General features: G+C 71.1%; 23 protein-coding genes. 20 read left to right on the top strand and 3 right to left on the bottom strand.

What is annotated here, in order from left to right:
• The 7 genes from ABIC63_RS09160 to ABIC63_RS09130 are packed head-to-tail and all read left to right on the top strand — an operon-like array spanning nt 1 to nt 8,501.
• On the top strand, nt 1-1,320 hold the full coding sequence (locus ABIC63_RS09160) for a 3-isopropylmalate dehydratase large subunit (RefSeq protein WP_354319524.1): 1,320 nt from the start codon (nt 1-3) through the stop codon (nt 1,318-1,320).
• Nucleotides 1,317-1,850 carry a LeuD/DmdB family oxidoreductase small subunit gene (locus ABIC63_RS09155; protein WP_354319523.1) on the top strand — a complete coding sequence of 178 codons (534 nt, stop codon included), beginning with the start codon at nt 1,317-1,319 and terminating at the stop codon, nt 1,848-1,850. The genes ABIC63_RS09160 and ABIC63_RS09155 overlap by 4 nt, the downstream gene beginning before the upstream one ends.
• Nucleotides 1,843-3,528, top strand: a complete 1,686-nt coding sequence (locus ABIC63_RS09150) for a hydantoinase B/oxoprolinase family protein (RefSeq protein WP_294375383.1) — start codon at nt 1,843-1,845, stop codon at nt 3,526-3,528. Before ABIC63_RS09155 ends, ABIC63_RS09150 begins: the two co-directional genes overlap by 8 nt.
• A complete protein-coding gene (locus tag ABIC63_RS09145) occupies nt 3,525-5,570 on the top strand; it encodes a hydantoinase/oxoprolinase family protein (protein ID WP_354319522.1) in 2,046 nt (681 codons plus the stop codon). The genes ABIC63_RS09150 and ABIC63_RS09145 overlap by 4 nt, the downstream gene beginning before the upstream one ends.
• Nucleotides 5,567-6,157 (top strand): cysteine hydrolase family protein, encoded by a 591-nt coding sequence (locus ABIC63_RS09140; protein WP_354319521.1) that lies wholly within the window; start codon nt 5,567-5,569, stop codon nt 6,155-6,157. Before ABIC63_RS09145 ends, ABIC63_RS09140 begins: the two co-directional genes overlap by 4 nt.
• The gene (locus ABIC63_RS09135; protein WP_354319520.1) at nt 6,154-7,587 is read left to right on the top strand and encodes an FAD-dependent oxidoreductase; all 1,434 of its coding nucleotides are present in this window, start codon (nt 6,154-6,156) and stop codon (nt 7,585-7,587) included. The genes ABIC63_RS09140 and ABIC63_RS09135 overlap by 4 nt, the downstream gene beginning before the upstream one ends.
• Nucleotides 7,584-8,501, top strand: a complete 918-nt coding sequence (locus ABIC63_RS09130) for an isocitrate lyase/PEP mutase family protein (RefSeq protein ID WP_354319519.1) — start codon at nt 7,584-7,586, stop codon at nt 8,499-8,501. The genes ABIC63_RS09135 and ABIC63_RS09130 overlap by 4 nt, the downstream gene beginning before the upstream one ends.
• A 51-nt stretch (nt 8,502-8,552) precedes the next feature.
• Here ABIC63_RS09130 and ABIC63_RS09125 read toward each other — a convergent pair whose 3' ends face one another.
• Both ABIC63_RS09125 and ABIC63_RS09120 read right to left on the bottom strand, forming a co-directional pair.
• On the bottom strand, nt 8,553-9,380 hold the full coding sequence (locus ABIC63_RS09125) for a DODA-type extradiol aromatic ring-opening family dioxygenase (protein ID WP_354319518.1): 828 nt from the start codon (nt 9,378-9,380) through the stop codon (nt 8,553-8,555).
• Complete coding sequence (locus ABIC63_RS09120; RefSeq protein ID WP_294375396.1) at nt 9,373-9,681, bottom strand: subunit of meta cleavage enzyme; 309 nt, start codon at nt 9,679-9,681, stop codon at nt 9,373-9,375. Before ABIC63_RS09120 ends, ABIC63_RS09125 begins: the two co-directional genes overlap by 8 nt.
• A 389-nt stretch (nt 9,682-10,070) precedes the next feature.
• Here ABIC63_RS09120 and ABIC63_RS09115 point away from each other — a divergent pair, with 389 nt between their 5' ends.
• From ABIC63_RS09115 to ABIC63_RS09105, 3 genes are all read left to right on the top strand, one after another.
• A complete protein-coding gene (locus ABIC63_RS09115) occupies nt 10,071-11,195 on the top strand; it encodes an FAD-dependent monooxygenase (protein ID WP_354319517.1) in 1,125 nt (374 codons plus the stop codon).
• An 83-nt stretch (nt 11,196-11,278) separates the two neighbouring features.
• The gene (locus ABIC63_RS09110; RefSeq protein ID WP_354319516.1) at nt 11,279-12,304 is read left to right on the top strand and encodes a Rieske 2Fe-2S domain-containing protein; all 1,026 of its coding nucleotides are present in this window, start codon (nt 11,279-11,281) and stop codon (nt 12,302-12,304) included.
• Nucleotides 12,305-12,375: 71 nt separating this feature from the next.
• On the top strand, nt 12,376-13,680 hold the full coding sequence (locus ABIC63_RS09105) for an MFS transporter (protein ID WP_354319515.1): 1,305 nt from the start codon (nt 12,376-12,378) through the stop codon (nt 13,678-13,680).
• A 31-nt stretch (nt 13,681-13,711) separates the two neighbouring features.
• Here the strand turns inward: ABIC63_RS09105 and ABIC63_RS09100 are convergent, their stop codons facing one another.
• Nucleotides 13,712-14,671: a helix-turn-helix domain-containing protein gene (locus ABIC63_RS09100; RefSeq protein ID WP_354319514.1), complete on the bottom strand. Its 960-nt coding sequence runs from the start codon at nt 14,669-14,671 to the stop codon at nt 13,712-13,714.
• 168 nt (nt 14,672-14,839) lie between these two features.
• Here ABIC63_RS09100 and ABIC63_RS09095 point away from each other — a divergent pair, with 168 nt between their 5' ends.
• From ABIC63_RS09095 to gudD, 10 genes are all read left to right on the top strand, one after another.
• Nucleotides 14,840-15,187 carry a YciI family protein gene (locus ABIC63_RS09095; RefSeq protein WP_294375408.1) on the top strand — a complete coding sequence of 116 codons (348 nt, stop codon included), beginning with the start codon at nt 14,840-14,842 and terminating at the stop codon, nt 15,185-15,187.
• A gap of 122 nt (nt 15,188-15,309) precedes the next feature.
• A complete protein-coding gene (locus tag ABIC63_RS09090; protein WP_354319513.1) occupies nt 15,310-15,711 on the top strand; it encodes a YciI family protein in 402 nt (133 codons plus the stop codon).
• 27 nt (nt 15,712-15,738) lie between these two features.
• Nucleotides 15,739-16,278: an SRPBCC family protein gene (locus tag ABIC63_RS09085; RefSeq protein WP_354319512.1), complete on the top strand. Its 540-nt coding sequence runs from the start codon at nt 15,739-15,741 to the stop codon at nt 16,276-16,278.
• A complete protein-coding gene (locus ABIC63_RS09080; protein WP_354319511.1) occupies nt 16,275-16,724 on the top strand; it encodes an SRPBCC family protein in 450 nt (149 codons plus the stop codon). The genes ABIC63_RS09085 and ABIC63_RS09080 overlap by 4 nt, the downstream gene beginning before the upstream one ends.
• Before the next feature lie 11 nt (nt 16,725-16,735).
• A complete protein-coding gene (locus tag ABIC63_RS09075; protein WP_354319510.1) occupies nt 16,736-17,140 on the top strand; it encodes a VOC family protein in 405 nt (134 codons plus the stop codon).
• 14 nt (nt 17,141-17,154) lie between these two features.
• A complete protein-coding gene (locus ABIC63_RS09070) occupies nt 17,155-17,646 on the top strand; it encodes a VOC family protein (RefSeq protein WP_354319509.1) in 492 nt (163 codons plus the stop codon).
• 22 nt (nt 17,647-17,668) lie between these two features.
• Nucleotides 17,669-18,934, top strand: a complete 1,266-nt coding sequence (locus ABIC63_RS09065) for an RNA polymerase sigma factor (RefSeq protein ID WP_354319508.1) — start codon at nt 17,669-17,671, stop codon at nt 18,932-18,934.
• Nucleotides 18,935-19,049: 115 nt separating this feature from the next.
• Entirely contained in the window at nt 19,050-20,075 is a 1,026-nt protein-coding gene (locus ABIC63_RS09060; RefSeq protein WP_354319507.1) for a LacI family DNA-binding transcriptional regulator, read from the top strand.
• 197 nt (nt 20,076-20,272) lie between these two features.
• Nucleotides 20,273-21,235, top strand: a complete 963-nt coding sequence (locus ABIC63_RS09055) for a Bug family tripartite tricarboxylate transporter substrate binding protein (RefSeq protein ID WP_354319506.1) — start codon at nt 20,273-20,275, stop codon at nt 21,233-21,235.
• Nucleotides 21,236-21,265: 30 nt separating this feature from the next.
• A complete protein-coding gene (gudD, locus tag ABIC63_RS09050) occupies nt 21,266-22,597 on the top strand; it encodes a glucarate dehydratase (RefSeq protein WP_354319603.1) in 1,332 nt (443 codons plus the stop codon).
• Nucleotides 22,598-22,630 lie beyond the last annotated feature (33 nt).

The raw sequence follows: 22,630 nt of genomic DNA, 5'->3' as shown, positions 1-22,630 counted from the left end.
ATGAGCACCCCCCAGACCCTGGCGCAGAAGCTCATCGCGCAAGCCGCCGGCGTGCCCACCGTGCGCGAAGGCGAGATCGTCAACTGCCGCGTGGACCTGGCCATGTTCCACGACTCCTCCGGCCCGCGGCGGCTCAAGCCCATGCTGGAGGAGCTGGGCGCGCGCATCTGGGATCCATCCCGCGTGGTGCTGGTGATGGACCACTTCGTGCCCGAGGCCGACGACGACGCGCGGCGCATCGTGCGCATCGCGCGCGACTGGGCGGCCGAGCAGGGCCTGCCCCATGTGCACGACAGCCAGGGCATCTGCCATGTGGTGCTGCCGCAGAAGGGTCACCTGCGCCCGGGCCTGTTCTGCGTCGGCGGCGATTCGCACTCGCCCACCGGCGGCGCCTTCGGCAGCTACATGTTCGGCATCGGCAGCACCGAGATGCTGGGCGTGGTGGTGACCGGCGAGATCTGGGTGAAGGTGCCACGCACCCTGCGCATGCGCTGGCAGGGCGGCCTGGCCGACGGCGTCTGCGCCAAGGACATGATGCTGCACATGATCGGCCGCCTGGGCATGAACGGCGGCGACTACCAGGCGGTGGAGTTCGCGGGCGACACGGTGCGCGGCCTCTCGATGGCCGAGCGCATGACGCTGTCCAACCTGAGCGCTGAGCTGGGCGCGCAGGCCGGCCTGGTGGCGCCCGATGCCACCACCGCCGCCTGGCTGCGCGAGGTGGGCGTGACGGTGAGCGACGAGGAACTCGCCCGCTGGCAGACCGACGAGGGCGCCGCGTGCATCGACCACGATTTCGACGCGAGCGAGCTTGTGCCCATGGTGGCGCTGCCCCACAGCCCGCAGAACGGCCGCACGGTCGACGCGGTGGCGGACGAGCCGGTGCAGCTGGCCTACATCGGCGCCTGCACCGGCGCCAAGCTGGAGGACCTGCAGGCCGCCGCCCGCGTACTGGCCGGCCGCCGCATCGCCGCCGGCATGCGGCTGCTGGTGGCGCCGGCCAGCGTGCACGACTGGCAGCGCGCCGAGGCCACGGGCGTGGCCCAGGTGCTGCGCGATGCGGGCGCCGAACTGCTGCCCAGCGCCTGCGGCGCCTGCGCCGGCTACGGGCAAGCCATCCAGGGCGCGACGCGGGTCATCTCCAGCACGGCGCGCAACTTCAAGGGCCGCATGGGCTCGGCGCAGGCCGAGGTGTTCCTGGCCTCGCCCTACACCGTGGCGGCCTCGGCGCTGCGCGGGCGGATCACCGATCCGCGCGAGCTGCTGGCGGATGGGCGCTCTGCCGCCGTCACTTTTTCATCGCCGAGCGCAAAGCCATGAGCGCATCTCTACTTACCGACGGCGCGGTGCTAGGCCACCGCGTGTGGCGCCTGGGCGCCAATGTCGACACCGACGCGCTGGCCCCCGGCCACGCCATGAAGTTCGGCATGGACGTCATCGCCCGCCATTGCCTCGAATCGATGCGGCCGGAATTCGCCACCCAGGTGCGCCCTGGCGACGTGGTGGTGGCCGGGCCGGGCTTCGGCATCGGCTCCTCGCGCGAGCAGGCCGCGTCCGTGCTCGTGGCCCTGGGCGTGCGCGCCGTCATCGCGCCCAGCTACAGCGGCCTGTACTTCCGCAACGCCTTCAATGTCGGCCTGCTGCTGCTGACCTGCGCCGACGTGGCCGCGCTGCAGGAAGGCGAGCGCATCGGCCTGGCCGTGGACGACCCCGACCGGCCCCTGGTGCTGGCGGCCGACGGCCGCGTGCTCGCCTGCGACCCCGTGCCCGCCTTTCTGATGGCGCGGGTGCGCGCGGGCGGCCTGCTCAACGAACTCAAGCAACGCTTCTCCAAGGAATCCCATGTCTGAAGCCACACTCGATCCCGTCACGCTGGCGGTGCTCAAGGGACGACTCGAGCAGATCGCCGACGAGATGGACGCGACGCTCTACCGCAGCGCGTTCAATCCCATCATTGCCGAGGCGCACGACGCCTGCCACGGCCTGTACGACGCCCAGAGTGGCGACACGCTGGTGCAGGGCAAATCGGGCCTGCCGGTGTTCGTGGGCGCCATGGCCTTCGCGGTGCGCGCCGCCAAGCGCGCGGCCGAGGCCCTGGGCGGCATGCGCGAGGGCGAGGTCTGGCTGTTCAACGACCCCTACGAGGGCGGCACCCATGCCAACGACTTCAAGCTGGTGCGTCCGGTGTTCCGCGACGGCCGGCTGCTGTGCTTCCTGGCCTCGGCCGCGCACTGGCACGACGTGGGCGGCGCGGTGCCGGGCAACTACAACCCCGCGGCCACCGAATGCTGGCAGGAGGCCGTGCAGATCCCGCCGGTGCGCATCGTGCAGGGCGGCCAGATCAACCCCGACGTGCTGGCCATCCTGCGGGCCAACACCCGGCTGCCCGACAGCCTGTGGGGCGACCTCAACGGCCAGCTGGCCGCGCTGGAGCTGGGCGCGCGCCGCCTGGCCGAGCTGCTCGACGCCTACGGCGATGCCGTGGTGCTGCAGGCCCTGCAGGCGCTGCGCGAGCGCGCCCGCCGGCTGATGCGCGCGCAGATCGCCTCGCTGCCCGACGGCGTCTATCGCTTCTCGGACGTGCTCGACAACGACGGCGTGGTCGACGAACCCCTCACCATCGCGCTGGACATGACGGTGGAGGGCGAGCGACTGGTGCTGGACTTCTCGCGCAGCTCGCCGCAGTGCCAGGGCCCCGTCAACATCTCGCGCGCCACCGCGGTGGCGGCCTGCTACGTGGCGCTCAAGCACCTGTTCCCCGAGGTGCCGGCCAATGCCGGCGTGCTCGATGCGGTGGAGTTCGTCATGCCCGAGGGGCTGGTCATCACGGCGCAGAGGCCACGGCCGGTGGGCGGCTACACCGAGACCATCCTGCGCATGATCGACGTCATCTTCAGCGCCGCGGCCCAGGCCGATCCGCGCCGCGCCGTGGCCCAGGCCTACGGCACCATCAATGCGCTGTCCATCGCCGGCCACCGCAGCGAGGGCGCGCGCAGCGGCCAGCGCTGGGTGATGTTCAGCTTCTTCGGCGGCGGCCACGGCGCCCATGCGGGCGGCGACGGCCTCAACCACGGCAATGCGCCGATCTCCACCGCCACCATCCCGCCGCTGGAGATCCTGGAGGCCGCCTATCCCGTGCGCTTCACCGAATGGGCACTGCGCCCGGGCTCGGGCGGCGACGGCACGCACCGCGGCGGCCTGGGTGCCGTCTACGAGATCGAACTGCTGGAGCGCCAGGCCCAGGCCTTCGTCTTCGGCGAGCGCGGCAAGTCGGCGCCCAAGGGCATTGCCGGCGGCGGCGATGCGCAGGCCAACCGCTTCAGCTGGCATTCGCAGGGCGCGTGGCACACGCCGCCCATGGTGTCGAAGATGCTGGGCATCACCCTGGAGCGCGGCGACCGCGTGCGGCTCGAAACCCCCGGCGGCGGCGGCTGGGGCCCGCCCGAGGCGCGCAGCGCCGACGAACGCGCGGTGGATGCCCGCCGCGGCTACCTGGCCGACGCGGCCAACCCGGGAGAACAGCAATGAGCGACGCGCGCACCCGTGTCGTCGGCGTGGACGTCGGCGGCACCTTCACCGACCTCTTCGTGCTCGACGAGGCCGCCGGCACCGCCGAGATCGTCAAGGTGCCCTCTACCCGTGGCGAAGAGTCGGTGGGCTTCATGAACGGCATCGCGCGCGTGGACGACCGCGGCGCGCAGAGCCTGGCCACCATCATCCACGGCACCACCGTGGGCACCAATGCGCTGCTGGAGCGCAAGGTGGCCCGCACCGGCCTGATCACCACCCGGGGCTTCCGCGACGTGCTGGAGATGCGCCGGCGCGACCGGCCCCAGACCTGGGGCCTGCGCGGCGGCTTCGAGCCGGTGATCGAGCGCGCCCTGCGCCTGGAGGTGGACGAGCGCGTGCTGGCCGACGGCAGCGTGCACACGCCGGTGGACCTGGACCAGGTGCGCGCCGCCGCCCGCCAGCTGCTGGAGCAGGGCTGCGAGGCGGTGTGCGTGTTCTTCATCAACACCTACGCCAACCCCAGCAACGAGCAGGCCGCAGCGGCGGCGGTGCGCGAGCTCTGGCCCAACGACCATGTGACGGCGGCGGCCGAAGTGCTGCCCGAGATCCGCGAGTTCGAGCGCGCCTCCACCGCCAGCCTCAACGCGGCACTGCAGCCGGTTGTGGGCCGCTACCTGGAGCGGCTGGACGGCGACCTGCGCTCGCGCGGCTTCGGCGGCGAGCTGCTGATCGTCCAGAGCAACGGCGGCGTGATGTCGCGCCGCACGGCGGGCGAACTGCCGGTGCGCACGGCGCTCTCCGGCCCGGCCGCGGGCGTCATCGCCTGCGCGGCCATCGCCACGGCCGCGGGCCATCCGGACGTGATCACCGGCGACATCGGCGGCACCTCCTTCGACGTGTCGCTCATCGCCGGTGGCCAGGCCGCACTGGCCTCGCAGACCAGCATCGACTTCGGCCTGGTGGTGCGCTCGCCCATGATCCAGATCGAGACCATCGGCGCCGGCGGCGGCTCCATCGCCAGCGTGGATGCGGGCGGCATGCTGCAGGTCGGCCCCGAGTCCGCCGGCAGCGTGCCCGGCCCGGCCTGCTACGGCCGCGGCAACGAGCGGCCCACCGTGACCGACGCCAACGTGCTGCTGGGCCGCATCGCAGCGCAGCGTCCGCTGGGCGGCGGGCTGCTGGGCGCGCTGGACGTGGAGAAGGCCCGCGAAGCCATCCGCCGCCACGTGGCCGAGCCGCTGGGCCTGGATGTGCTGGCCGCGGCCGAGGCCATCCTCACGGTGGCCAATGCCAAGATGGCCGGCGCGATGCGGCTGGTCTCCATCGAGCGTGGCCATGACCCGCGGCGCTTCGCCTACATGCCCTTCGGCGGCGGCGGCGGCCTGCATGTGTGCGCCATGATGCGCGAGGTGGGCGTGGTCACCGGCATCGTGCCGCGCTACCCGGGCGTCACCTCGGCCCTGGGCTGCGTGATGGCCGACATGCGCCACGACGCGGTGCAGACCCTCAACCAGGACCTGGCCGCCATCGACTTCGCCGCGCTGCGCGAACTGCGCGCCGGCTTCGCGTCGCGCTGCCGCGCCCGGCTGGACAGTGCCGGCGTGGCCTTCGAGTCGGTGCGCGAGGAGCTGGTGCTGGACATGCTCTACCAGGGCCAGACGCACACCGTGGCTGTGCCGGTGCGCGCCGATGCGCTCGATGCCGACGCCGCCCGCGCCGCCTTCGAGGCTGCCTACCGCGCCGAGTTCGGCCGCGTGCTCGACGGCATCGGCCTGCGGGTCATGAACCTGCGCTATGCCCTCATCGGCGTGCGGCCCAAGTTCGACCTGTCCGTGCTGGCGCCGCGCGGCGAGGGGCGCACCGAGCCCCTGGGCGAGCAGCCGGTCTACTTCGGCGGCGACTGGGTGCAGGCACGCCGCTACGCGCGGCTGGACCTGCCGGTGGGCGCGCGCATCGCCGGCCCGGCCATCCTCGAACAGGCCGACACCACCGTGTGGCTCGAACCCGGCTTCGAGGCCGTGGTCGACGCCCTGGGCAACCTCATCCTTCGCCAGCCATGAAAACCGCCCTGGTCATCATCGACCTGCAGAACGACTTCCTCGACGCCCGCGGCGCCTATGCCCGCGGCGGCTGTGCCAACCCCGCCGCGCAGGCGCTGCCCGAGCGCGTGCTGCCGCTGGCGCAGGCCGTGCGCGCGGCGGGCGGCCTGGTGGTGGCCAGCCAGTTCACGCTGTGGCCCGGCGTGGGCGGTGCGCCCATGATCTCGCCGCACCTGCTGGCGCTGCGGCCCTTCCTGCGGCAGGGCGACTTCGCGCCCGGCAGCTGGGGCCAGGCCAATGTGGAGCTGCTGCAGCCGGTCATCGACGCCACGGTGCACAAGGTGGCGTACTCCGCCTTCTTCAACACCCAGCTCGACTGGCTGCTGCGCAAGAACGGCATCGAGCGCGTGGCGGTGTGCGGCATCGTCACCAACGGGGGCGTGGCCAGCACGGTGCGCGATGCGCACATGCGCGACTACGACACCTGGGTGGTGGCCGACGGCTGTGCCGCCTTCAAGCCCGAAACCCATGCCACGGCGCTGGCCGACATGGCCACCGTCGCCCACGTGGTGGACTGCGCCGAATTCGGCGTGCGGGTGCTGGCATGAGCGGCCCTCCAGCCGCCACGGACGGGACGGGCACGGCGGCCCGGGTGGTGGTCGAGCCGGGCTTCGAGGCGCCGGTGCAGACCGATGTGCTGATCGTGGGCGCGGGCGCCTGCGGCCTCGTGGCCGCACTGCTGCTCGCCGATCTGGGCGTCGAGGCGGTGGTGCTGGAGCGCGATGCACAGCCCAGCGGCTCGACCAGCCTGTCCTCCGGCTTCATTCCGGCGGCCGGTACACGCACGCAGCAGGCGCTGGGCGTGCAGGACAGTGCCGAGCGCTTCGCCGAAGACATCCAGGCCAAGGCCCACGGCACGGCGGCGTCGGCCCTGGTGGCGGCCTACACGCAGGCCATCGCCCCGGCGCTGGACCATCTCGAATCGCGCCATGGCCTGCAGTGGGAAGTGCTGACGGGCTTTCTCTATCCGGGCCACAGCCGCCATCGCATGCACACGCTGGCCGCCCGCACCGGCGTCGCGCTGGAGCAGGCGCTGGAGGCCGCGGTCGAGGCGGCGGCGGTGCCCATCCTCTGCGAGGCGCAGGCGACCGAGCTGGTGGTCGACGCGGCGCGCCGCGTGCTCGGCGTGCGCGCGCGTCGGCCCGACGGCAGCGTGGAGGCCGTCGGCTGCCGCGCGCTGCTGCTGGCCTGCAATGGCTACGGTGGGGCGCCTGCGCTGGTGCGCCGCTACATCCCCGAGATGGCCGAGGCCACCTTCGGCGGCCACACCGGCAACGACGGCACCGCGCTGCACTGGGGCGAGGCGCTGGGCGCGCACCTTGCCGACATGCAGGCCTACCAGGGCCACGGCTCCTGGGCGGTGCCGCATGGCGTGCTGATGACCTGGGCGCTGATGGTCGAGGGCGGGGTGCAGATCAACCGCGAAGGCCGTCGCTTCCACGACGAGTCGCAGGGCTACTCCGAAGCCGCGCTGCATGTGGTCGCGCAGCCCGGCGGCATCGCCTGGAATGTGTTCGACACGCCGGTGCATGTGCTGGCGCAGGGCTTTCCCGACTTCGTCGACGCCGAGCGCGCCGGTGCCGTCCGGCGGGCCGATTCGCTCGAAGCGCTGGCGGGGCTCATCGGCTGCGATCCGGCCACGCTCGGCGAGACGCTGTCTGCCTGGACGCCGGGCGAGCCCGATGCCTTCGGCCGCCGGCTGCCGCGCCGCCTCGACGCACCCTTCTACGCCGTGAAGGTGACCGGCGCCCTGTTCCACACGCAGGGCGGGCTCGACATCGATGCGCGGACCCGCGTGCTCGATGGCCAGGGTCAGCCGCTGCCCAACCTCTGGGCGGCGGGCGGCGCGGCGCGGGGCGTCTCCGGCAACCATGTCAGCGGCTACCTCTCCGGCAACGGCCTGCTCAGCGCGGTGGCGGGCGGCTACATCGCGGCCCATGACATGGCGGCCTTCCTGCGCACATCCACTTCGACATGAACGAGACAGCTTCTTCTTCGTCGCGCCCTGGGCGCAGCGCTTCCGTCCCTGCGAACGCCGGGCTTGCCGCGCGCCTGGCGCGCCCCGAGCCCCTGCTGTGCCCGGGCGTCTACGACGCCTTCAGCGCCCTGCTGGCCGAGCAGGCCGGCTTCGAGGCGCTGTACCTGTCGGGTGCCTCCGTCGCCTACACCAAGCTGGGCCGCTCCGACATCGGCCTCACCACCTTCACCGAGGTCTGCGACACGCTGGCCCACATCACCGAGCGGGTGCGCACGCCGGTGATCGTCGACGCCGACACCGGCTTCGGCAATGCGCTGAACACGCAGCGCACCGTGGCCGGCCTGGAGCGCGCCGGCGCCGCCATGATCCAGCTGGAGGACCAGGGCTTTCCCAAGCGATGCGGCCACCTGGACGGCAAGACCGTGGTGCCCGTCGCCGAGATGCAGGGCAAGCTGCGCGCGGCGCTGGACGCGCGCCGCAGCGCCGACACGCTGATCCTCGCGCGCACCGATGCCCTGGCCGTGGAGGGCTGGGACGCCGCCATGGAACGGGCCGAGGCCTACCTGGCCTGCGGTGTCGATGCGCTCTTCATCGAGGCCCTGCGCACGCCGGAACAACTGGCCAAGGCCGCACAACAATTCGCCGGCCGCGTGCCGCTGCTGGCCAACATGGTCGAAGGCGGCAAGACGCCGATCACACCCGCGGACGAGCTCGGCCGCCTGGGCTTTCGCATCGTCATCTTTCCCGGCGGCACGGTGCGGGCCCTGGCCCATGCGATGCAGGGCTACTTCACCAGCCTGCGGGCGCACCAGACCACCGAGCCCTGGCGTTCGTCGATGCTGGACTTCGATGGGCTCAATGCCGTGATCGGCACGCCCGACTTGCTCGCGCGGGGTCGGCAGTACGAGGGATGAGGCGCGGCGCGGGCGCGCCGCTCGGCCCGCCCGACGCCGATGCCTCGGCGCTCAGGCCTGCGCCGCCCAGGAGGCCACGGCGATGCCCGTGTACCAGGTCGGCACGGCTTCGTAGAAGTGAGTCCGACAGCCGCGTCCGCCGGCGGCGCCATGGGCCACCAGCCAGTTGCGGATTTCCTCGGCGCCATTGCCGGCCTCGTTCACATGGTCGGTGGCAAAGCGCAGCAGGGCGGCGGTGTCGTCGCCCTCCAGCAAGCTGAGCAACTCGCGGTCGAAGGCTTCGTTGACCATGCCCATGCGCGGCGTGGCCACGTCATGACTGATGCCCCCTGTCGCCAGCACCGCCACCCGCACGTCGGCCGGATAGGAGTCGATGGCCGACCGCAGCATGCGGCCCCACTGGAGGCTGCGCCGCATGGTCGGCAGCGGTGGCTGCACGCAGTTGATCAGCAGCGGCACCAGGCGGACCTGCTGTTCGAGCCCGGCAAGCAGCAGCGGGGTCAGCACGCCGTGGTCCAGCGTGAGTTGCATGGAGAACGAGGGATCGAAGTCGTGCTCCAGGGCCTCGCCCAGCAAATGCGCCCCGAAGGCGGCATCGCCTTGCAACGCCAGCCGGGGTGCCTTCAGCCAATGCTCGGCAGGTGCGGGCCAGCGGCTTCCGGCACCGATGCAGAACGAGGGAAAGTTGTCCAGGAAGAAGTTGTGCAGGTGGTCGTCGGAGACCAGCACCAGCACATCCGGTCGGACGGCGGCGATGGTCTCGCCGAGCGCCTTGAACGCGTCGTACACCCGCTGCCGTGTGGCGTCGTCGACGGCCCCGGGCAGGTTCAGCATCACCGGGGTATGGCTGGCAGCGAAGGCGCCGACGAACTCAGCCATGGGACGCCTCCTCGCGCACCGCACGCAGCGACTGCAGGAAGTCCTGCTCCGGCATGTGCACGCCCAGCGCGTGGGCGCGCAGCAGGTAGGGGTTGGCCCCGGCCAGGTAGAGCGCGCCGATGGCGTTGTCGCGGATCTGCGCCTTGCGCAGGGGCGGGAGGTCGATCGGGTCCATGTATCGGAGGGGGTCTTCCAGATATTGCTGCAGATGGCCTTCCTTGTGGTGGACATCGAACAGCACCCGGTTGATCCAGTAGCTTTCGGGCGTGGGCATGCTGAGCTGCCAGTTGCGTACGGCCATCACGGGCACTCCGGCGTGTCGGCAGGCGTGGAGCGGCGCTGCGGGCGGCCGGCGTCGCCCGGCGCTGCGAGGGGGGTCATGTCCATCGAGTCGTCTCGTCTGCGTGGTGGCCCCGGGCCTGCCCTTGCTGGCCTGCCTCGGGGGGATCCAGGCATGGTAGGAGTGGGCCCCGGCGCAAGCTTGCCTGCGGCTGCGCCCGATCTTGACCGGGTGTGCGGATGCCCGGCCTGCCGCGCAAGGCCGCGCCGTGGACCCGAGCCGGTCTCCCGGTCCCGATTTGCCTGGGCCTGTACTTCTTCTTGACCACGACGGGGCTTGGTTCACCGCGTCGTTGACGCAAGGCCCTGGGCCTCCTTCCAATCGCTGCCATCGCAACAGGAGACAAGCAGATGGGACAGCAACGAAGGGCGCTCATCGTCGGTGGCGGCATCGCCGGCATGGCCTCGGCCATCATGCTCGGACGCATCGGCGTCAGCGTGAAGCTGATCGACCTGGACCCCGGGTGGCGTGTGTACGGCGCCGGCATCACCATCACCGGGCCGACCCTGCGGGCCATGAAGCAGCTGGGCATCTACGAACAGGTTGCCGCGCAGGCCTACGTGGGCCACGGCATCCGCGTCTGCAACGTGGCCGGGGTGCCGATGGACGAGGTGGCCACGCCGATTGCGCCCGAGGCGGGCGTGGCCGGATGCGGCGGGATCATGCGCCCCGTGTTGCACCGCCTGCTGTCCGAGCAGGTCCGGGCGTCGGGTGCCGAGGTCGTGCTTGGCTGCACCGTCAGTGACATGTCCGACCAGGACGGCGGTGCCCTCGTGCGTTGCAGCGATGGATGCGTCGAGCGCTTCGACCTCGTGGTCGGGGCCGATGGGCTGTTCTCGCGGGTGCGCCAGCTGCTGTTTCCGCAGGCCGAGCCGCCGCGGTACATGGGCCAGTACGTGTGGCGCACCGTCGCGCCCCGGCCCCCCGGGCTGGACCAGCGGCACTTCTTCCTGGGCGGTCCGCACAAGGTGGGCCTGACGCCGGTCTCGGCCGACGCCATGTACATGTTCCTGCTGGAGGCCCGCGAGGACCGTCAGAACGTCGCCGACGCCGACCTCGCCCCCACATTGGCGCGGCTGCTGGCCACCTATGGCGGCCCGCTGCGAGACATCCGCGAGAACCTGTCGGATCGCTCGCCCATCATCGTCCGCCCCTTGGAAGCCTTCCGCCTGCCCAGCCCCTGGTCGCGGGGCTGTGTGCAGCTCATCGGCGACGCCGCGCATCCCACCACGCCGCAGCTGGCTTCCGGTGCGGGCCTGGCCATCGAGGATGCGTTGGTGCTGGCCGAGGAACTCGCGGCAACGCAGGACGTCCGGGCCGCCCTGACGCAGTTCATGGCGCGGCGCTATGCCCGCTGCCAGCTGGTCGTCGACAGCTCCTTTGCGATTGGCGACAAGGAGCGGGCGGGCGCGCCTGCGCAAGAGCAGACCGCCATCCTGGCGCGCAGCCTGGCCAGCCTGGCCGAGGAAATATGAGTGCCGCAGAGCACCGTCCAGGCCTCTTCGGAGGCGGACCCACGAAGGAGGCAGCGTCGAATTACGCCACCTCGGTCTGGTACATGGCCGCCTGGAGCGACGAGCTCACCGTTGGCGAGCTGCGTCATCGCAAGCTGCTCGACCAGGACCTTGTCCTGTTCCGCGACGAGCAGGGAAGGGCACACGCGCTGCACGACCGCTGCCCCCATCGCTTCGCGCCATTGCATCTGGGCAACTGCACCGCGGCCGGCACCATCCAGTGCAAGTACCACGGCCTGGAGTTCGACAGCGAGGGCCGGTGCGTGCACAACCCCCACGGCACCGGCACCATCCCGCGCAACGCGCACGTTCGCCGCTATCCCCTGGTCGAGCGCCACGGCATCGTCTGGGCCTGGTTCGGCGATCCGGACGCGGCCGACCCCGACAGCATCCCCGACTACGGCCGGGCCGACCCGGCGACGGCCTGGGTGGCGCGGCGCTACCTGCACGTCAAGGCCAACTACGTCCTGGAAACCGACAACATCCTGGACCTGAGCCACATCCAGTACCTGCACCCGTCCACACTGGGGACGGCCGCCGTGTCCCAGGCCCGGACCGAGGTGGTGCTCGACGGCGAGACGGTGTGGTGCCGCCGCGAGATTCCCGCCGAGATTCCTTCGCCCTTCCTGGCCCGCAACTTTGGCCTGGTCCCGGGTGAGCCGGCCGATCGCTGGCTGGATGTGCGATGGGACGCGGCTTCCAGCCTGCTGTTGCTGGTGAGCATGTCGGCGGCCGGGGAAGGACGCGACCGTGGTCGGACCATCGCCATACCGCACATCTTCACGCCCGAGACGCGCACCACCACGCACTACTGGTTCGCCTCCGCGTTCAGCCGTGCCGATGGCGACGATGGACAGGCCCGCGCCGAGGCCCATGTCGAGGGCCTGCTGCAGCCCTTCGCCACCGAGGACATGCCGATGCTCGAAGCCCAGCAGAGCCGCATGGGCGATGCCGATTTCTGGTCGCTGCGGCCGGTGCTGATGGCGACCGACGCCGCCGCGGTGCGGGCCCGGCGGCTGCTCGACGCTCGGATCCAGCGTGACAGGGAATCCCCAGAACGTCGTGCATGACAGGCCGCGTTCCGCGGCGACCGCAAACGCTGACAAGGCCGCCATCGTGGGCGGCACCAAAAAGGAGACCTATGAAAGCCGCATCCGTCCTCACGCAGGACGCCCCCCTTCCGGGTGGCGCCGCCTCCGGATTCGCCGTCCCGGCGACGTCCTCCAACGAAAGCCGCAAGAGTTGGATGGTCGCCGTCGCAGCCATGTACGGGCTGATATTCGGTCCCAGCGCCATCCTGGTGACCGGCTTCGGCGTGCTTGCGGGGCCGGTGGCGCGCGGCTTCGGCTGGACGCTGGGCCAGGTGTCGTCGGCCGTCAGCGTGATCGCGCTGTCGATCGTGGCGATCGCGCCGCTGCAGGGGTATCTGATCGACCGCTATGGCGCGCGTCGCGTCGTGCTGGGCTCCGTGGTGGCCTTTGCGGCCTCGCTGCTCGCCATGTCGTCCCTGCCCGCTGACCTGCTGATCTTTCATCTCGCCTGGGGCCTGATGGCGCTGGCGGCCGTCGGCCTGTGGCCGGCGGCGTACCTGAAGGTGGTCAGCGGATGGTTCGACCGCCGCATGGGCCTGGCCATCGGCATCGCCAATGCCGGCATTCCGGTGGGCGCCGTGCTGGTCTCGCCCATCGCGGCCTATGTGATCGAGGGCTGGGGCTGGCGATCCGCCTTCATGGCCCTGGCCGCCTGCGTGGCGACGACCTTCCCTGTGCTCTACCTCGGATTCCATGAGCGTGCTTCGCAGCGAGCGGCCGTCCTTTCCCAGCCGGGGGTGCGCAGCGCATCGGCGATGCGCGAGCTCTGGCGCGACCAGGACTTCCGTCTGCTGGTGGGCAGCTTCTTCCTGATCGGCTTCACCGGCACGGGCATGGTCGCGAACCTGGTGCCGCTGCTGATCGAAGCGGGGCTCACGTCGAAGGCTGCGGTCGGCCTGATGTCGGTGTATGGCCTGTCGTCGCTGGTGGCCCGCCTGGTGACCGGCGCGCTGCTCGACCGGATGTTCGCCAGCCGCCTGCTCAACGTCTTCGTGGCCGGCGCCCTGGTGGCGTCGTTGATCCTCTCCGTCCAGGCCAGTGGTGCCGTGCTGGTGGTGGCCGTGGTGCTGATCGGCTTCATCATGGGCGCCGAGTTCGACATCCTGGCCTATGTCCTGCGCCGCTACTTCGGCCTGGTGGTGTTCGGCCGGGCTTTCGGTGCGATCTTCGCGGTGTTCCAGTGCGGTGCGGCGCTGGGCGCCGGCTTTCTTTCGTTGAGCCTGCAGCGCTGGGGCAGCTACCGGCCCGGCATGCTGGCCTTTGCGGCGGCACTGGCGGCCTCCATGCTGATCGTGCACCGTCTGCGGCCCTACCGCATCAACGTGTTCGGCCAGCCGGTCGGCGCGCCGAAATGATGGGTGCGCCGCCCGGCGGGCGGTCCAGCGTTCAGGCGGCCGGCAGGGCGGCCGCGGCGTGCGCCTGCCGCCGGAATTCGCGCGGCGACACGCCGTGGCGCAGCTTGAAGGCCCGGCTGAAATGGGCCACGTCGTTGAAGCCCCAGTAGTAGGCGATCTCGCCGATGGACCGCGCCCGCAGGGCGGGCGACGCCAGGTCGGCACGGCAAAGCTCCAGCCGATGCGACCACACCCGCTTCATCAGGGGCTCGCCACTGTCCTCGAAGAGCTCATACACGTAGCGCGTCGACAGGCCGACCGATTCGGCGATGGTCCCCGCGTCCAGGGCGCTGTTGCGCAGGTTGTCGCGCAGAAAGTCCATGACCCGCTGCCGGTGGATCGCCCGGATGCGCGACGGCGCGCCGTCGATCTGGCGGGCGGTGGTGGCCAGCGCGGCGCTCAGCGTGTGCGGCAACGCGTGGGCCAACTGGTCTGCCTGGTGCTCGTCCAGGCTGGCCGCACAGGCGAAGAGCTGGTCGACGAAGTTGGCGAACAGTCCGGCGGCGCCCTCGCGGCAGGGCACGGCGGTGGCCGTCATCGTGTCGGCCTCGGGCAGCACCCGGCGCAGCGCGTCGGGCTCGAGGTAGATCGAGTGCGTGAAGATGTGGTCGGTCCGGATCGAAAAAGGCCGGGAGGGGTCCACGAGAAACAGGTCTCCCGCCGACACCGTCGAGGAGCGGCCATCCTGCGACACATGCGCCGTGCCCTCCCGCTGCAGGGTCACCAGCCAGCGCGTGGGTCGCCTGAACTGCTGAGAGCGCGTCAGGTGGGGTGAGAAGCGCAGCGCGGCGAATCGCAGCTTGCGGCCGCAATAGGCCGTGATCTGGCTGCTGAATTGCGCTCTGTCGGGTTGCTCCACTGCGAGATCCACCGCGAACAGCCGGTGCATCGCGTCGGAAAACTGCAGAGGTCCGGGGCGGCCCTCGATCAGGATCTTCTGGTAGGGGCTCATGGCAGAACGCAGGCAGTCATAGGCAGCGGTGCATGGTGTGGGGCGTCTTGACCAGCGTCAATGCCGAGAACCCGCACGGCATGCAGTCACCCAGTCCGGGTACATCGCTCTGACCAGGGACCGAAGCGCTTCAGAATGGCGGCCATCGTCCATTCCTGCGAGGTCGCCATGCCGCACATGCTCCTGATCGTCGAACCGCTGGGCCAGCGCGCCGGGCGCAGCCGTCCCGAGGGGGAGGCGGCGTACCAGCGCATGCTGGACTTCGGCGCCGAACTGAAGGAGGCCGGCCTGCTGATCGCCCGCGAGTCGCTGGGCACCGCCGCGCGGCGCCTCACCCGGCGCGCGGACGATGTGCAGGTGCTGGACGGCCCCTTCGCGGAGGCCAAGGAGATGGTGGGCGGTTTCTTCCTGCTGGACACCGAGGACGAGGCCGTGGCCCTGCACTGGGCCGGCCGCTGCCCCGCCGCGGAATGGGCCACGGTGGAGATCCGCGGCGTAGGCCCCTGTTACGCGTAAGTCGGTCACCGGGCCTGGCGGGCTAGGTAGTTTCCCGAGGCCTGTCGATTCCGCGCGTGCCGGATCGTCGTAGGCATGAAGGCAGCGAAAGGCGCTGCCGCCCCACCAGGAGAAAGCCTGCCATGCGATTCATGATCCAGGTCCGCGCGACGGACACAAGTGAGCGCGGCGACAAGCCCGGCCCCGAGTTCGCCAAGCTCTTCGAGGACATGGGCGCCTTCCACGAGGAGATGGCCCGCGCGGGCGTGCTGCTCGACGGCGCCGGCCTGCGCCCCAGCCGCGAGGGCTGGCGTCAGCGCTACCACCCCGATGGCCGCCGCGAGGTCATCGACGGCCCCTTCGCCGAGACCAAGGAGGTGATCGCCGGCTACACGCTGATCCAGGTGCGCTCCGAAGAGGAGGCTCGCGCCTGGGCCAGCCGATTCCCGGCACCCTTCATCGGCATCACCTGCGAGATCGAGGTGCGGCGCCTGTACGAGGAGGCCGACTTCGGGCCCGGCGGCGACATGGAGATCGTCCGCTGACCGCGGCCCGTCATGCGAAGCACCCCCATGAGAATCCTCGTCTTCGTGCTGATCGGCCTGGCCGTCCTGGTCCTGGCCGTGCTGGCCTATGCCGCCACCCGTCCCGCCACGTTCTCGGTCGAGCGCCAGCTGCGGATCGAGGCCAGTCCCGAGCGGCTCTGGCCGCTGGTGAGCGAGCTGCAAGGCTTCAACCGCTGGAATCCCTATGCCCGCAAGGATCCGCAGATGCGCAGCCACTACAGCGGCCCGCCGACGGGCGTCGGCTCGCGCTACGGCTGGGAAAGCAGCAAGGTCGGCACCGGCAGCATGACCCTCACCGGCCAGCAGCCCGGCCGGGCGGTGCAACTGCAGCTGGACTTTCTGAAGCCCTTCGAGGCCCACAACCAGGCCGAGTTCGCGCTGGAGCCCGCCCCTGGCGGTGGCACGACCGTGCACTGGCGCATGCATGGCCCGGCCAACCTGATCGGTCGTGTCATGGGCCTGTTCATCGACATGGACCGCATGGTGGGCCGCGACTTCGAGGACGGCCTGCAGAACCTGAAGCAGATCGCGGAGGCCAGGGCATGAGCGACCAGCAACACACCATCGACATCGGCGCCACGCCCGAGCGGGTCTGGGCCTGCCTGTTCGACCCCGTCGCCTTTCGCGACTGGGCCAGCGCCTTCTGCGAAGGGGCGCACTGCGAGGGCGACTGGTCCGAAGGCAGTCGCATGCGCTTCCTCGATCCCGACTGCAACGGCATGGAGGCCGTCGTCGAGCAGCGCCGGCCGCCCGCCCATCTGAGCCTGCGCATCCTGGGCGAGTTGCGCGATGGCCAGCCGATGACGCCGCCCCTGCCCGACGCTGCGCCGATGCACGAGCGCTACACCCTCGCCCCGCTTTCCGATGGCGGCACCCGCCTGCAGGTGCGGCTGGAAGGCTGGAGCGACGAACACGCGGCCATGCTAGACGGCATGTGGCCGAAGGCCCTGCAGCGGCTCAAGGCCCTGGCCGAATCGTCGTCCACCCCCTGAAAGGAATCCGCATGCACAAGCAGATCTTCATCAACCTGCCCTGCAAGAGCCTGCCGGCCAGCAAGGCCTTCTTCGAAGCGCTGGGCTACCGCTTCAACCCGCAGTTCACCAACGAACACGGCGCCTGCCTGGTGCTGGGCGAGAACCTCTTCGCCATGTTGCTGACCGAGGACTTCGCCCGTGGCTTCACCGCCAAGCCGTTGGTGGACGCGAAGGCCGCGACCGAGGTGCTGGTGTGCCTGTCGTGCGAGAGCCGCGAAGAGGTGGACGAACTCGTGGCCAAGGCCCGCGCCGCCGGCGCCGCGGTGCCGCGTCCGCCGCAGGACCATGGCTTCATGTACGGCCATGGCTTCGAGGACCTGGATGGCCACATCTGGGAGCTGGCCTTCATGAGCGGCATGCCGCCCGCGCCCTGAGCAAGGAGATCGCCATGGAGATGCTGAACAAGCTCACGCCCTTCATCTGGTACCAGCAGGGCGCCGAGGACGCGGTGGCCCACTACCTGCGCGTCTTTGGCCCCGACAGCGGCCGCGTGCTGCACACGCAGCACTGGGGCGAGAACGCGCCGGGGCCGGCCGGCACCGTCATGCTGCAGCACGTCGAGCTGCTGGGCCTGCAGATGACGGCCTTCAACGGCGGGCCGCACTTCAAGCTGAGCGAGGCCTTCTCGCTCACCGTGGCCTGCGAGGACCAGGCGGAGATCGACCATCTCTGGGAAGCGCTGCCCGCGGGCGGCGGTACGGCGCTCGCCTGCGGCTGGGTGCGCGATGCCTGGGGCCTGTCGTGGCAGGTCATTCCCCAGGCCTGGTTCCGCATGGTCAACGACCCCGACGCAGCGCGCGTGCAGCGCGTGTTCCAGGCGGTCTGGGGCATGCAGAAGATCGACGTCGCAGCCTTGCAGCGGGCCTACGACGGCGCCTGAGAGGTTGCCTGACGCGCCGCCGATGCCGCCGCACCATGCCGACACCGCTGCCGCCGTCTGGCGCATCGAGCGCGGCCGCCTGGTGGGCGCGGCGGCCAGGCTGCTGCGCGACCTGGACGAGGCCGACGACTGCGCGCAGGACGCGCTGCTGGCCGCCCTCGATGCCTGGCCGTGCGATGGCGCACCCGCCAACCCGGCAGCCTGGCTGATGACCGCCACACGCAACAAGGCGCTGGACCGCCTGCGCCGACGCGCCATGCTCGAGCGCGAGCATGCGCAGCTTGCCGCCGACGACGAAGCCCTGGGCGCGCAGGTGGTGCCCGACTTCGCCGATCAGCTCGATGCCGCGCGCGACCAGGCCGCGATCGGCGACGAGCAGCTGCGGCTGATCTTCATCGCCTGCCATCCGGTGCTGCCGCGCGAGTCGCAGGTGGCGCTCACGCTGCGCCTGCTGGGCGGACTGGAGACGCACGAGATCGCGCGCGCCTTCCTGCTGCCCGAGGCCACGGTGGCCCAGCGCATCGTGCGCGCCAAGAAGGCGCTCAAGGGCCAGCCCTACGAGCTGCCCGATGCGGGCGAGCGGACGCAGCGACTGGGGGCCGTGCTGGCGGTGGTCTATCTCATCTTCAACGAAGGCCACAGCGCGGGCAGCGGCGCGAGCCTGCTGCGACCGGCGTTGTGCGACGAAGCGCTGCGCCTTGCGCGGCAACTGCAGCATCTGCTGCCCGACGAGGCCGAGGTGCATGGCCTGGCGGCATTGCTGGAGATCCAGGCCAGCCGCCTGCCGGCCCGGCTCGATGCCCAGGGCCGCCCCGTGCTGCTGCCGGACCAGGACCGCCGGCGCTGGGACCGCCTGCTGATCCAGCGGGGGCTCGGCGCGCTGGCGCGGGCCCAGCGGCTCGACCCCGATGGCCCCTACACATTGCAGGCCGCCATTGCCGCGTGCCACGCGCGCGCGGCACGCGCCGAGGACACCGACTGGCACGCCATCGTGGCCGGCTACGACCGGCTGCTGGCGCGCCATCCATCGCCGGTGGTGGCACTCAACCGGGCCGTCGCGCTGAGCTTTGCCGATGGCCCCGTTGCCGCGCTGCCCGTGCTGGACGCCCTGGCCGGGGAACCGCAGCTCCAGCGCTATCCCTACCTGCACGGTGCGCGCGCCGACGTGCTGGAGCGCCTGGGCCGCATCGCCGAGGCGCGCGAGGCCTACCGCCAGGCGGCGGACCTGACGCAGAACGAGGCCCAGCGCGCGCTGCTGCTGTCGCGCATGCAGGCGCTCGCCCACTGACCGAGACCCGCGGGCGCACGATGTCGCGCCCGCCCGCTGCGCCGCCGCCCACATCACGTTGCCCGGCACGCGGCCGGCAGTCGGGCGTCCAGCCCCCGCTTCCTAGAATGCCGCGATGACCGACGACGCGCCCCGCCGAAGCCGCCGCAGCAGCGGGGCCGTGACCCTGCATGACGTGGCCCGCCTGGCCGGCGTGGCGCCCATCACCGCCTCGCGGGCGGTCAACACGCCCGCCCAGGTCTCGGCCGATGTGCTGCGGCGCGTGCAGGAGGCGGTGGCCAGCACCGGCTACGTGCCCAACCGCATCGCGGGCGGCCTGGCCTCCTCGCGCAGCCGTCTGGTGGCGGCGCTGGTGCCCACCATCTCGGGCCCGGTGTTCCAGAACGCGATCCAGGCGCTGATCCAGACCCTGGCCGACCACGACTACCAGCTGATGCTGGGGCAGTCGGGTTACGGCCACAGCCGCGAGGATGCGCTGCTGGAGGCCATCATCAGCCGGCGGCCTGACGGCATCGTGCTCACCGGCATCATGCATTCGGCCCAGGGGCGCAAACGCCTGGCCGCGGCGGGCATCCCGGTGGTGGAGACCTGGGACCTGACACCCACGCCCATCGACATGCTGGTCGGCTTCTCGCATGCCGAGGCGGGCCGGCAGGTGGCGCTGCTGCTGCATGCCAAGGGCCGGCGCCGGCTGGCCATCATCGCGGGCGACGACGAGCGCGCCAGTCGTCGCACTTCGGCCTTCGCGGAGGCGGTGCGCAGTCTGGGACTGCCCGAGGCGCGGCACATCCGCGTGCCGGCGCCCACCACCATGCGCAGCGGCCGCCTGGCGCTGCGCGAGCTGCTGCAGTCGGGCGAGACGGTCGACGGCATCTTCTGCAGCTCCGACCTGCTGGCGCTGGGCGTGCTGGCCGAGGCGCACAGCCAGGGCATCGCGGTGCCCGAGGCGCTGGCGCTGGTGGGCTTCGGCGACCAGGAATTCGCGGCGGACTCGCATCCCGCGCTGACCTCGGTCCACATCAAGGGCGCCGCCATCGGCGAGCAGGCGGCGCGCTTCATCCTCGACCGGGCCGAAGGCCGCCGCGTCGAGCAGCCGGTGATCGACATCGGCTTTTCCATCATCGAGCGCGAGACGACCTGAGGTCTGGCGGCAAGGCCAAGGCGCTGCCGCACTAGGGCAAACCCGAGAAGCAAATGAAATCGGTAGCGCTACCATCTCGCCACACTTGGTAGCGCTACCGGTTGGCTCTGCGCGCTTGCGTGCCTGGTGCCCCAGGACCTGCAGGCTGTCCGCGGTGCGCCTCGACCTTCCCCATTCCTTTCTTCCGGAGACCTCGCATGAAAAAGTTGATCGCCTGCCTTGCCCTGGCCGCCACGGCTGCGGCGCCCGCCCTGGCCCAGGGCTGGCCCAACAAAACGATCAACCTGATCGTTCCCTTCCCGGCCGGCGGCTCCACGGACATGGTCGCCCGCGCCATCGGGCCCAAGGTCACGGCCGCGCTCGGCCAGCCCGTCGTCGTCGACAACAAGGCCGGGGCCACCGGCACCATCGGCGCCACCTTCGTCAAGCGCGCCGCGCCCGACGGCTACACCTTCCTCGTCACCTCGCTCGGCCCGCTGGTGATTGCGCCGCACCTGATCAAGGGCGTGCAGTACGACGCGCTGAAGGACTTCGACACCATCACCGTCGCCGTGCAGGCGCCGAACGTGCTGGTGGTGCCCGCCAACTCGCCCTACAAGACCGTGGCCGATGTCGTGGCCTTCGAGAAGGCCAATCCCGGCAAGATGAGCTTCGGCTCCTCGGGCACCGGTTCCAGCGACCACCTGACGGCCGCGCTCTTCTGGCAGCAGACCGGCACCTCGGGCCTGCATGTGCCCTACAAGGGCGGCGCTCCGGTGATCACCGACCTGCTGGGCGGGCAGGTGGACGCCTCGTTCCAGAACATCAACGCCGTCATCCAGTACATCCGCGGCGGCAAGCTCAGGGCGCTGGCCATCACCTCCGACAAGCGCTCCACGCTGCTGCCCGACGTGCCCACGCTGGGAGAGTCGGGCATCAAGGGCGTGGACGTCTACTCGTGGCAGGCCGTCGTCGGACCCAAGGGCCTGCCGGCCGACGTGCGCAAGAAGTTCCACTATGCCGTCGTCGCCGCGCTCAACGACGCATCCGTCAAGGAGCCGTTCGCCGCGTTGGGCTTCGAGATGGTGGCCAACACGCCCGAGCAGTTCGCGGCCTTCCAGCAGAAGGAATACGCGCGCTGGCAGAAGGTCATCGAGACCGGCAAGATCAGCGCGGAGTAAGCCACCGTGCTGGATCGAGTCACGACGGCGATGGCCGTCGACACGCCGCGCATCGCGTCGGTGCAGGCCATTCCCGTGGCCGGGCGCGACAGCATGCTGCTCAACCTGAGCGGCGCGCACGCGCCCTTCTTCACCCGCAACCTGCTGCTCGTGACCGACAGCGCCGGCCACACCGGCGTGGGCGAGGTGCCCGGCGGCGAATCCATCCGCCAGGTGCTGGAGGAGTCCGCGCCGCTGCTGGTGGGCCAGCCCGTCGGTGCGCTGCGCCAGCTGCTGCAGAAGGTCGAAGCGGCCTTCAGCGACCGCGACGTCGGCGGCCGTGGTTTGCAGACCTTCGACCTGCGCACCACGGTGCATGCGGTCACCGCCATCGAGTCGGCCCTGCTCGATCTGCTGGGCCAGCATCTGGGCGTTCCCGTGGCGGCCCTGCTCGGCGAAGGCCAGCAGCGCGACCACGTGCCCGTGCTGGGCTACCTGTTCTACGTGGGCGACCGCCGCCGGAGCAGCCTGCCCTATGCCGGCGAACCCGATGCGCAGGACGACTGGCTGCGGCTGCGCCACGAGGAGGCCCTCACGCCCGAGGCGGTGGTGCGCCTCGCCGAGGCAGCGCATGCGCGCTACGGCTTCGAGGACTTCAAGCTCAAGGGCGGCGTGCTCGCCGGCGATGCCGAGGTCGATGCGGTGACCGCATTGCACGAGCGCTTTCCGCAGGCGCGCATCACGCTCGACCCCAATGGCGCCTGGCTGCTCAAGGACGCCGTGCGCCTGGGCCACCGCATGAAGGGCGCGGTCGCCTATGCCGAAGATCCCTGCGGCGCCGAAGGCGGCTTCAGCGGCCGCGAGGTGATGGCCGAGTTCCGCCGCGAGACCGGCCTGCCCACCGCCACCAACATGGTCGCCACCGACTGGCGCCAGATGGTGCATGCGCTGGCGCTGCAGTCGGTGGACATCCCCCTGGCCGACCCGCATTTCTGGACCATGGCCGGCAGCGTGCGCGTGGCCCAGACCTGCCGCGACTGGGGCCTGACCTGGGGCTCGCATTCCAACAACCACTTCGATGTGTCGCTGGCCATGTTCACCCATGTGGCCGCCGCGGCACCGGGGCGCATCACGGCCATCGACACCCACTGGATCTGGCAGGACGGCCAGCGCCTGACGCGCGAGCCGCTGACCATCGCCGGCGGCCAGATCGCCGTGCCGGCACGCCCGGGCCTGGGCATCGAGCTGGACATGGACGAAGTGCACAAGGCGCATGCGCTCTACCGCGCGCACGGCCTGGGCGCGCGCGACGACGCCATCGCCATGGGGCATCTGGTGCCCGGCTGGCGCTTCGATCCCAAGCGGCCCGCGATGGTGCGATGAGCCGTGGGCGGGCAACGCCCGCCCTTGCCGAAT

This window comes from Pseudacidovorax sp. 1753, from assembly GCF_040544975.1.
GTDB lineage: Bacteria > Pseudomonadota > Gammaproteobacteria > Burkholderiales > Burkholderiaceae_C > Xenophilus.
This window is presented reverse-complemented; position numbering and strand designations above follow the sequence as displayed.

What these genes read in the sequence shown, in the direction of transcription:
- ABIC63_RS09160 (WP_354319524.1), top strand. Translation starts at nt 1, where the DNA reads ATGAGCACCCCCCAGACCCTGGCGCAGAAGCTCATCGCGCAAGCCGCC.
- ABIC63_RS09155 (WP_354319523.1), top strand. Translation starts at nt 1,317, where the DNA reads ATGAGCGCATCTCTACTTACCGACGGCGCGGTGCTAGGCCACCGCGTG.
- ABIC63_RS09150 (WP_294375383.1), top strand. Translation starts at nt 1,843, where the DNA reads ATGTCTGAAGCCACACTCGATCCCGTCACGCTGGCGGTGCTCAAGGGA.
- ABIC63_RS09145 (WP_354319522.1), top strand. Translation starts at nt 3,525, where the DNA reads ATGAGCGACGCGCGCACCCGTGTCGTCGGCGTGGACGTCGGCGGCACC.
- ABIC63_RS09140 (WP_354319521.1), top strand. Translation starts at nt 5,567, where the DNA reads ATGAAAACCGCCCTGGTCATCATCGACCTGCAGAACGACTTCCTCGAC.
- ABIC63_RS09135 (WP_354319520.1), top strand. Translation starts at nt 6,154, where the DNA reads ATGAGCGGCCCTCCAGCCGCCACGGACGGGACGGGCACGGCGGCCCGG.
- ABIC63_RS09130 (WP_354319519.1), top strand. Translation starts at nt 7,584, where the DNA reads ATGAACGAGACAGCTTCTTCTTCGTCGCGCCCTGGGCGCAGCGCTTCC.
- ABIC63_RS09125 (WP_354319518.1), bottom strand. Translation starts at nt 9,380, where the DNA reads ATGGCTGAGTTCGTCGGCGCCTTCGCTGCCAGCCATACCCCGGTGATG.
- ABIC63_RS09120 (WP_294375396.1), bottom strand. Translation starts at nt 9,681, where the DNA reads ATGGCCGTACGCAACTGGCAGCTCAGCATGCCCACGCCCGAAAGCTAC.
- ABIC63_RS09115 (WP_354319517.1), top strand. Translation starts at nt 10,071, where the DNA reads ATGGGACAGCAACGAAGGGCGCTCATCGTCGGTGGCGGCATCGCCGGC.
- ABIC63_RS09110 (WP_354319516.1), top strand. Translation starts at nt 11,279, where the DNA reads ATGGCCGCCTGGAGCGACGAGCTCACCGTTGGCGAGCTGCGTCATCGC.
- ABIC63_RS09105 (WP_354319515.1), top strand. Translation starts at nt 12,376, where the DNA reads ATGAAAGCCGCATCCGTCCTCACGCAGGACGCCCCCCTTCCGGGTGGC.
- ABIC63_RS09100 (WP_354319514.1), bottom strand. Translation starts at nt 14,671, where the DNA reads ATGAGCCCCTACCAGAAGATCCTGATCGAGGGCCGCCCCGGACCTCTG.
- ABIC63_RS09095 (WP_294375408.1), top strand. Translation starts at nt 14,840, where the DNA reads ATGCCGCACATGCTCCTGATCGTCGAACCGCTGGGCCAGCGCGCCGGG.
- ABIC63_RS09090 (WP_354319513.1), top strand. Translation starts at nt 15,310, where the DNA reads ATGCGATTCATGATCCAGGTCCGCGCGACGGACACAAGTGAGCGCGGC.
- ABIC63_RS09085 (WP_354319512.1), top strand. Translation starts at nt 15,739, where the DNA reads ATGAGAATCCTCGTCTTCGTGCTGATCGGCCTGGCCGTCCTGGTCCTG.
- ABIC63_RS09080 (WP_354319511.1), top strand. Translation starts at nt 16,275, where the DNA reads ATGAGCGACCAGCAACACACCATCGACATCGGCGCCACGCCCGAGCGG.
- ABIC63_RS09075 (WP_354319510.1), top strand. Translation starts at nt 16,736, where the DNA reads ATGCACAAGCAGATCTTCATCAACCTGCCCTGCAAGAGCCTGCCGGCC.
- ABIC63_RS09070 (WP_354319509.1), top strand. Translation starts at nt 17,155, where the DNA reads ATGGAGATGCTGAACAAGCTCACGCCCTTCATCTGGTACCAGCAGGGC.
- ABIC63_RS09065 (WP_354319508.1), top strand. Translation starts at nt 17,669, where the DNA reads ATGCCGCCGCACCATGCCGACACCGCTGCCGCCGTCTGGCGCATCGAG.
- ABIC63_RS09060 (WP_354319507.1), top strand. Translation starts at nt 19,050, where the DNA reads ATGACCGACGACGCGCCCCGCCGAAGCCGCCGCAGCAGCGGGGCCGTG.
- ABIC63_RS09055 (WP_354319506.1), top strand. Translation starts at nt 20,273, where the DNA reads ATGAAAAAGTTGATCGCCTGCCTTGCCCTGGCCGCCACGGCTGCGGCG.
- gudD (WP_354319603.1), top strand. Translation starts at nt 21,266, where the DNA reads ATGGCCGTCGACACGCCGCGCATCGCGTCGGTGCAGGCCATTCCCGTG.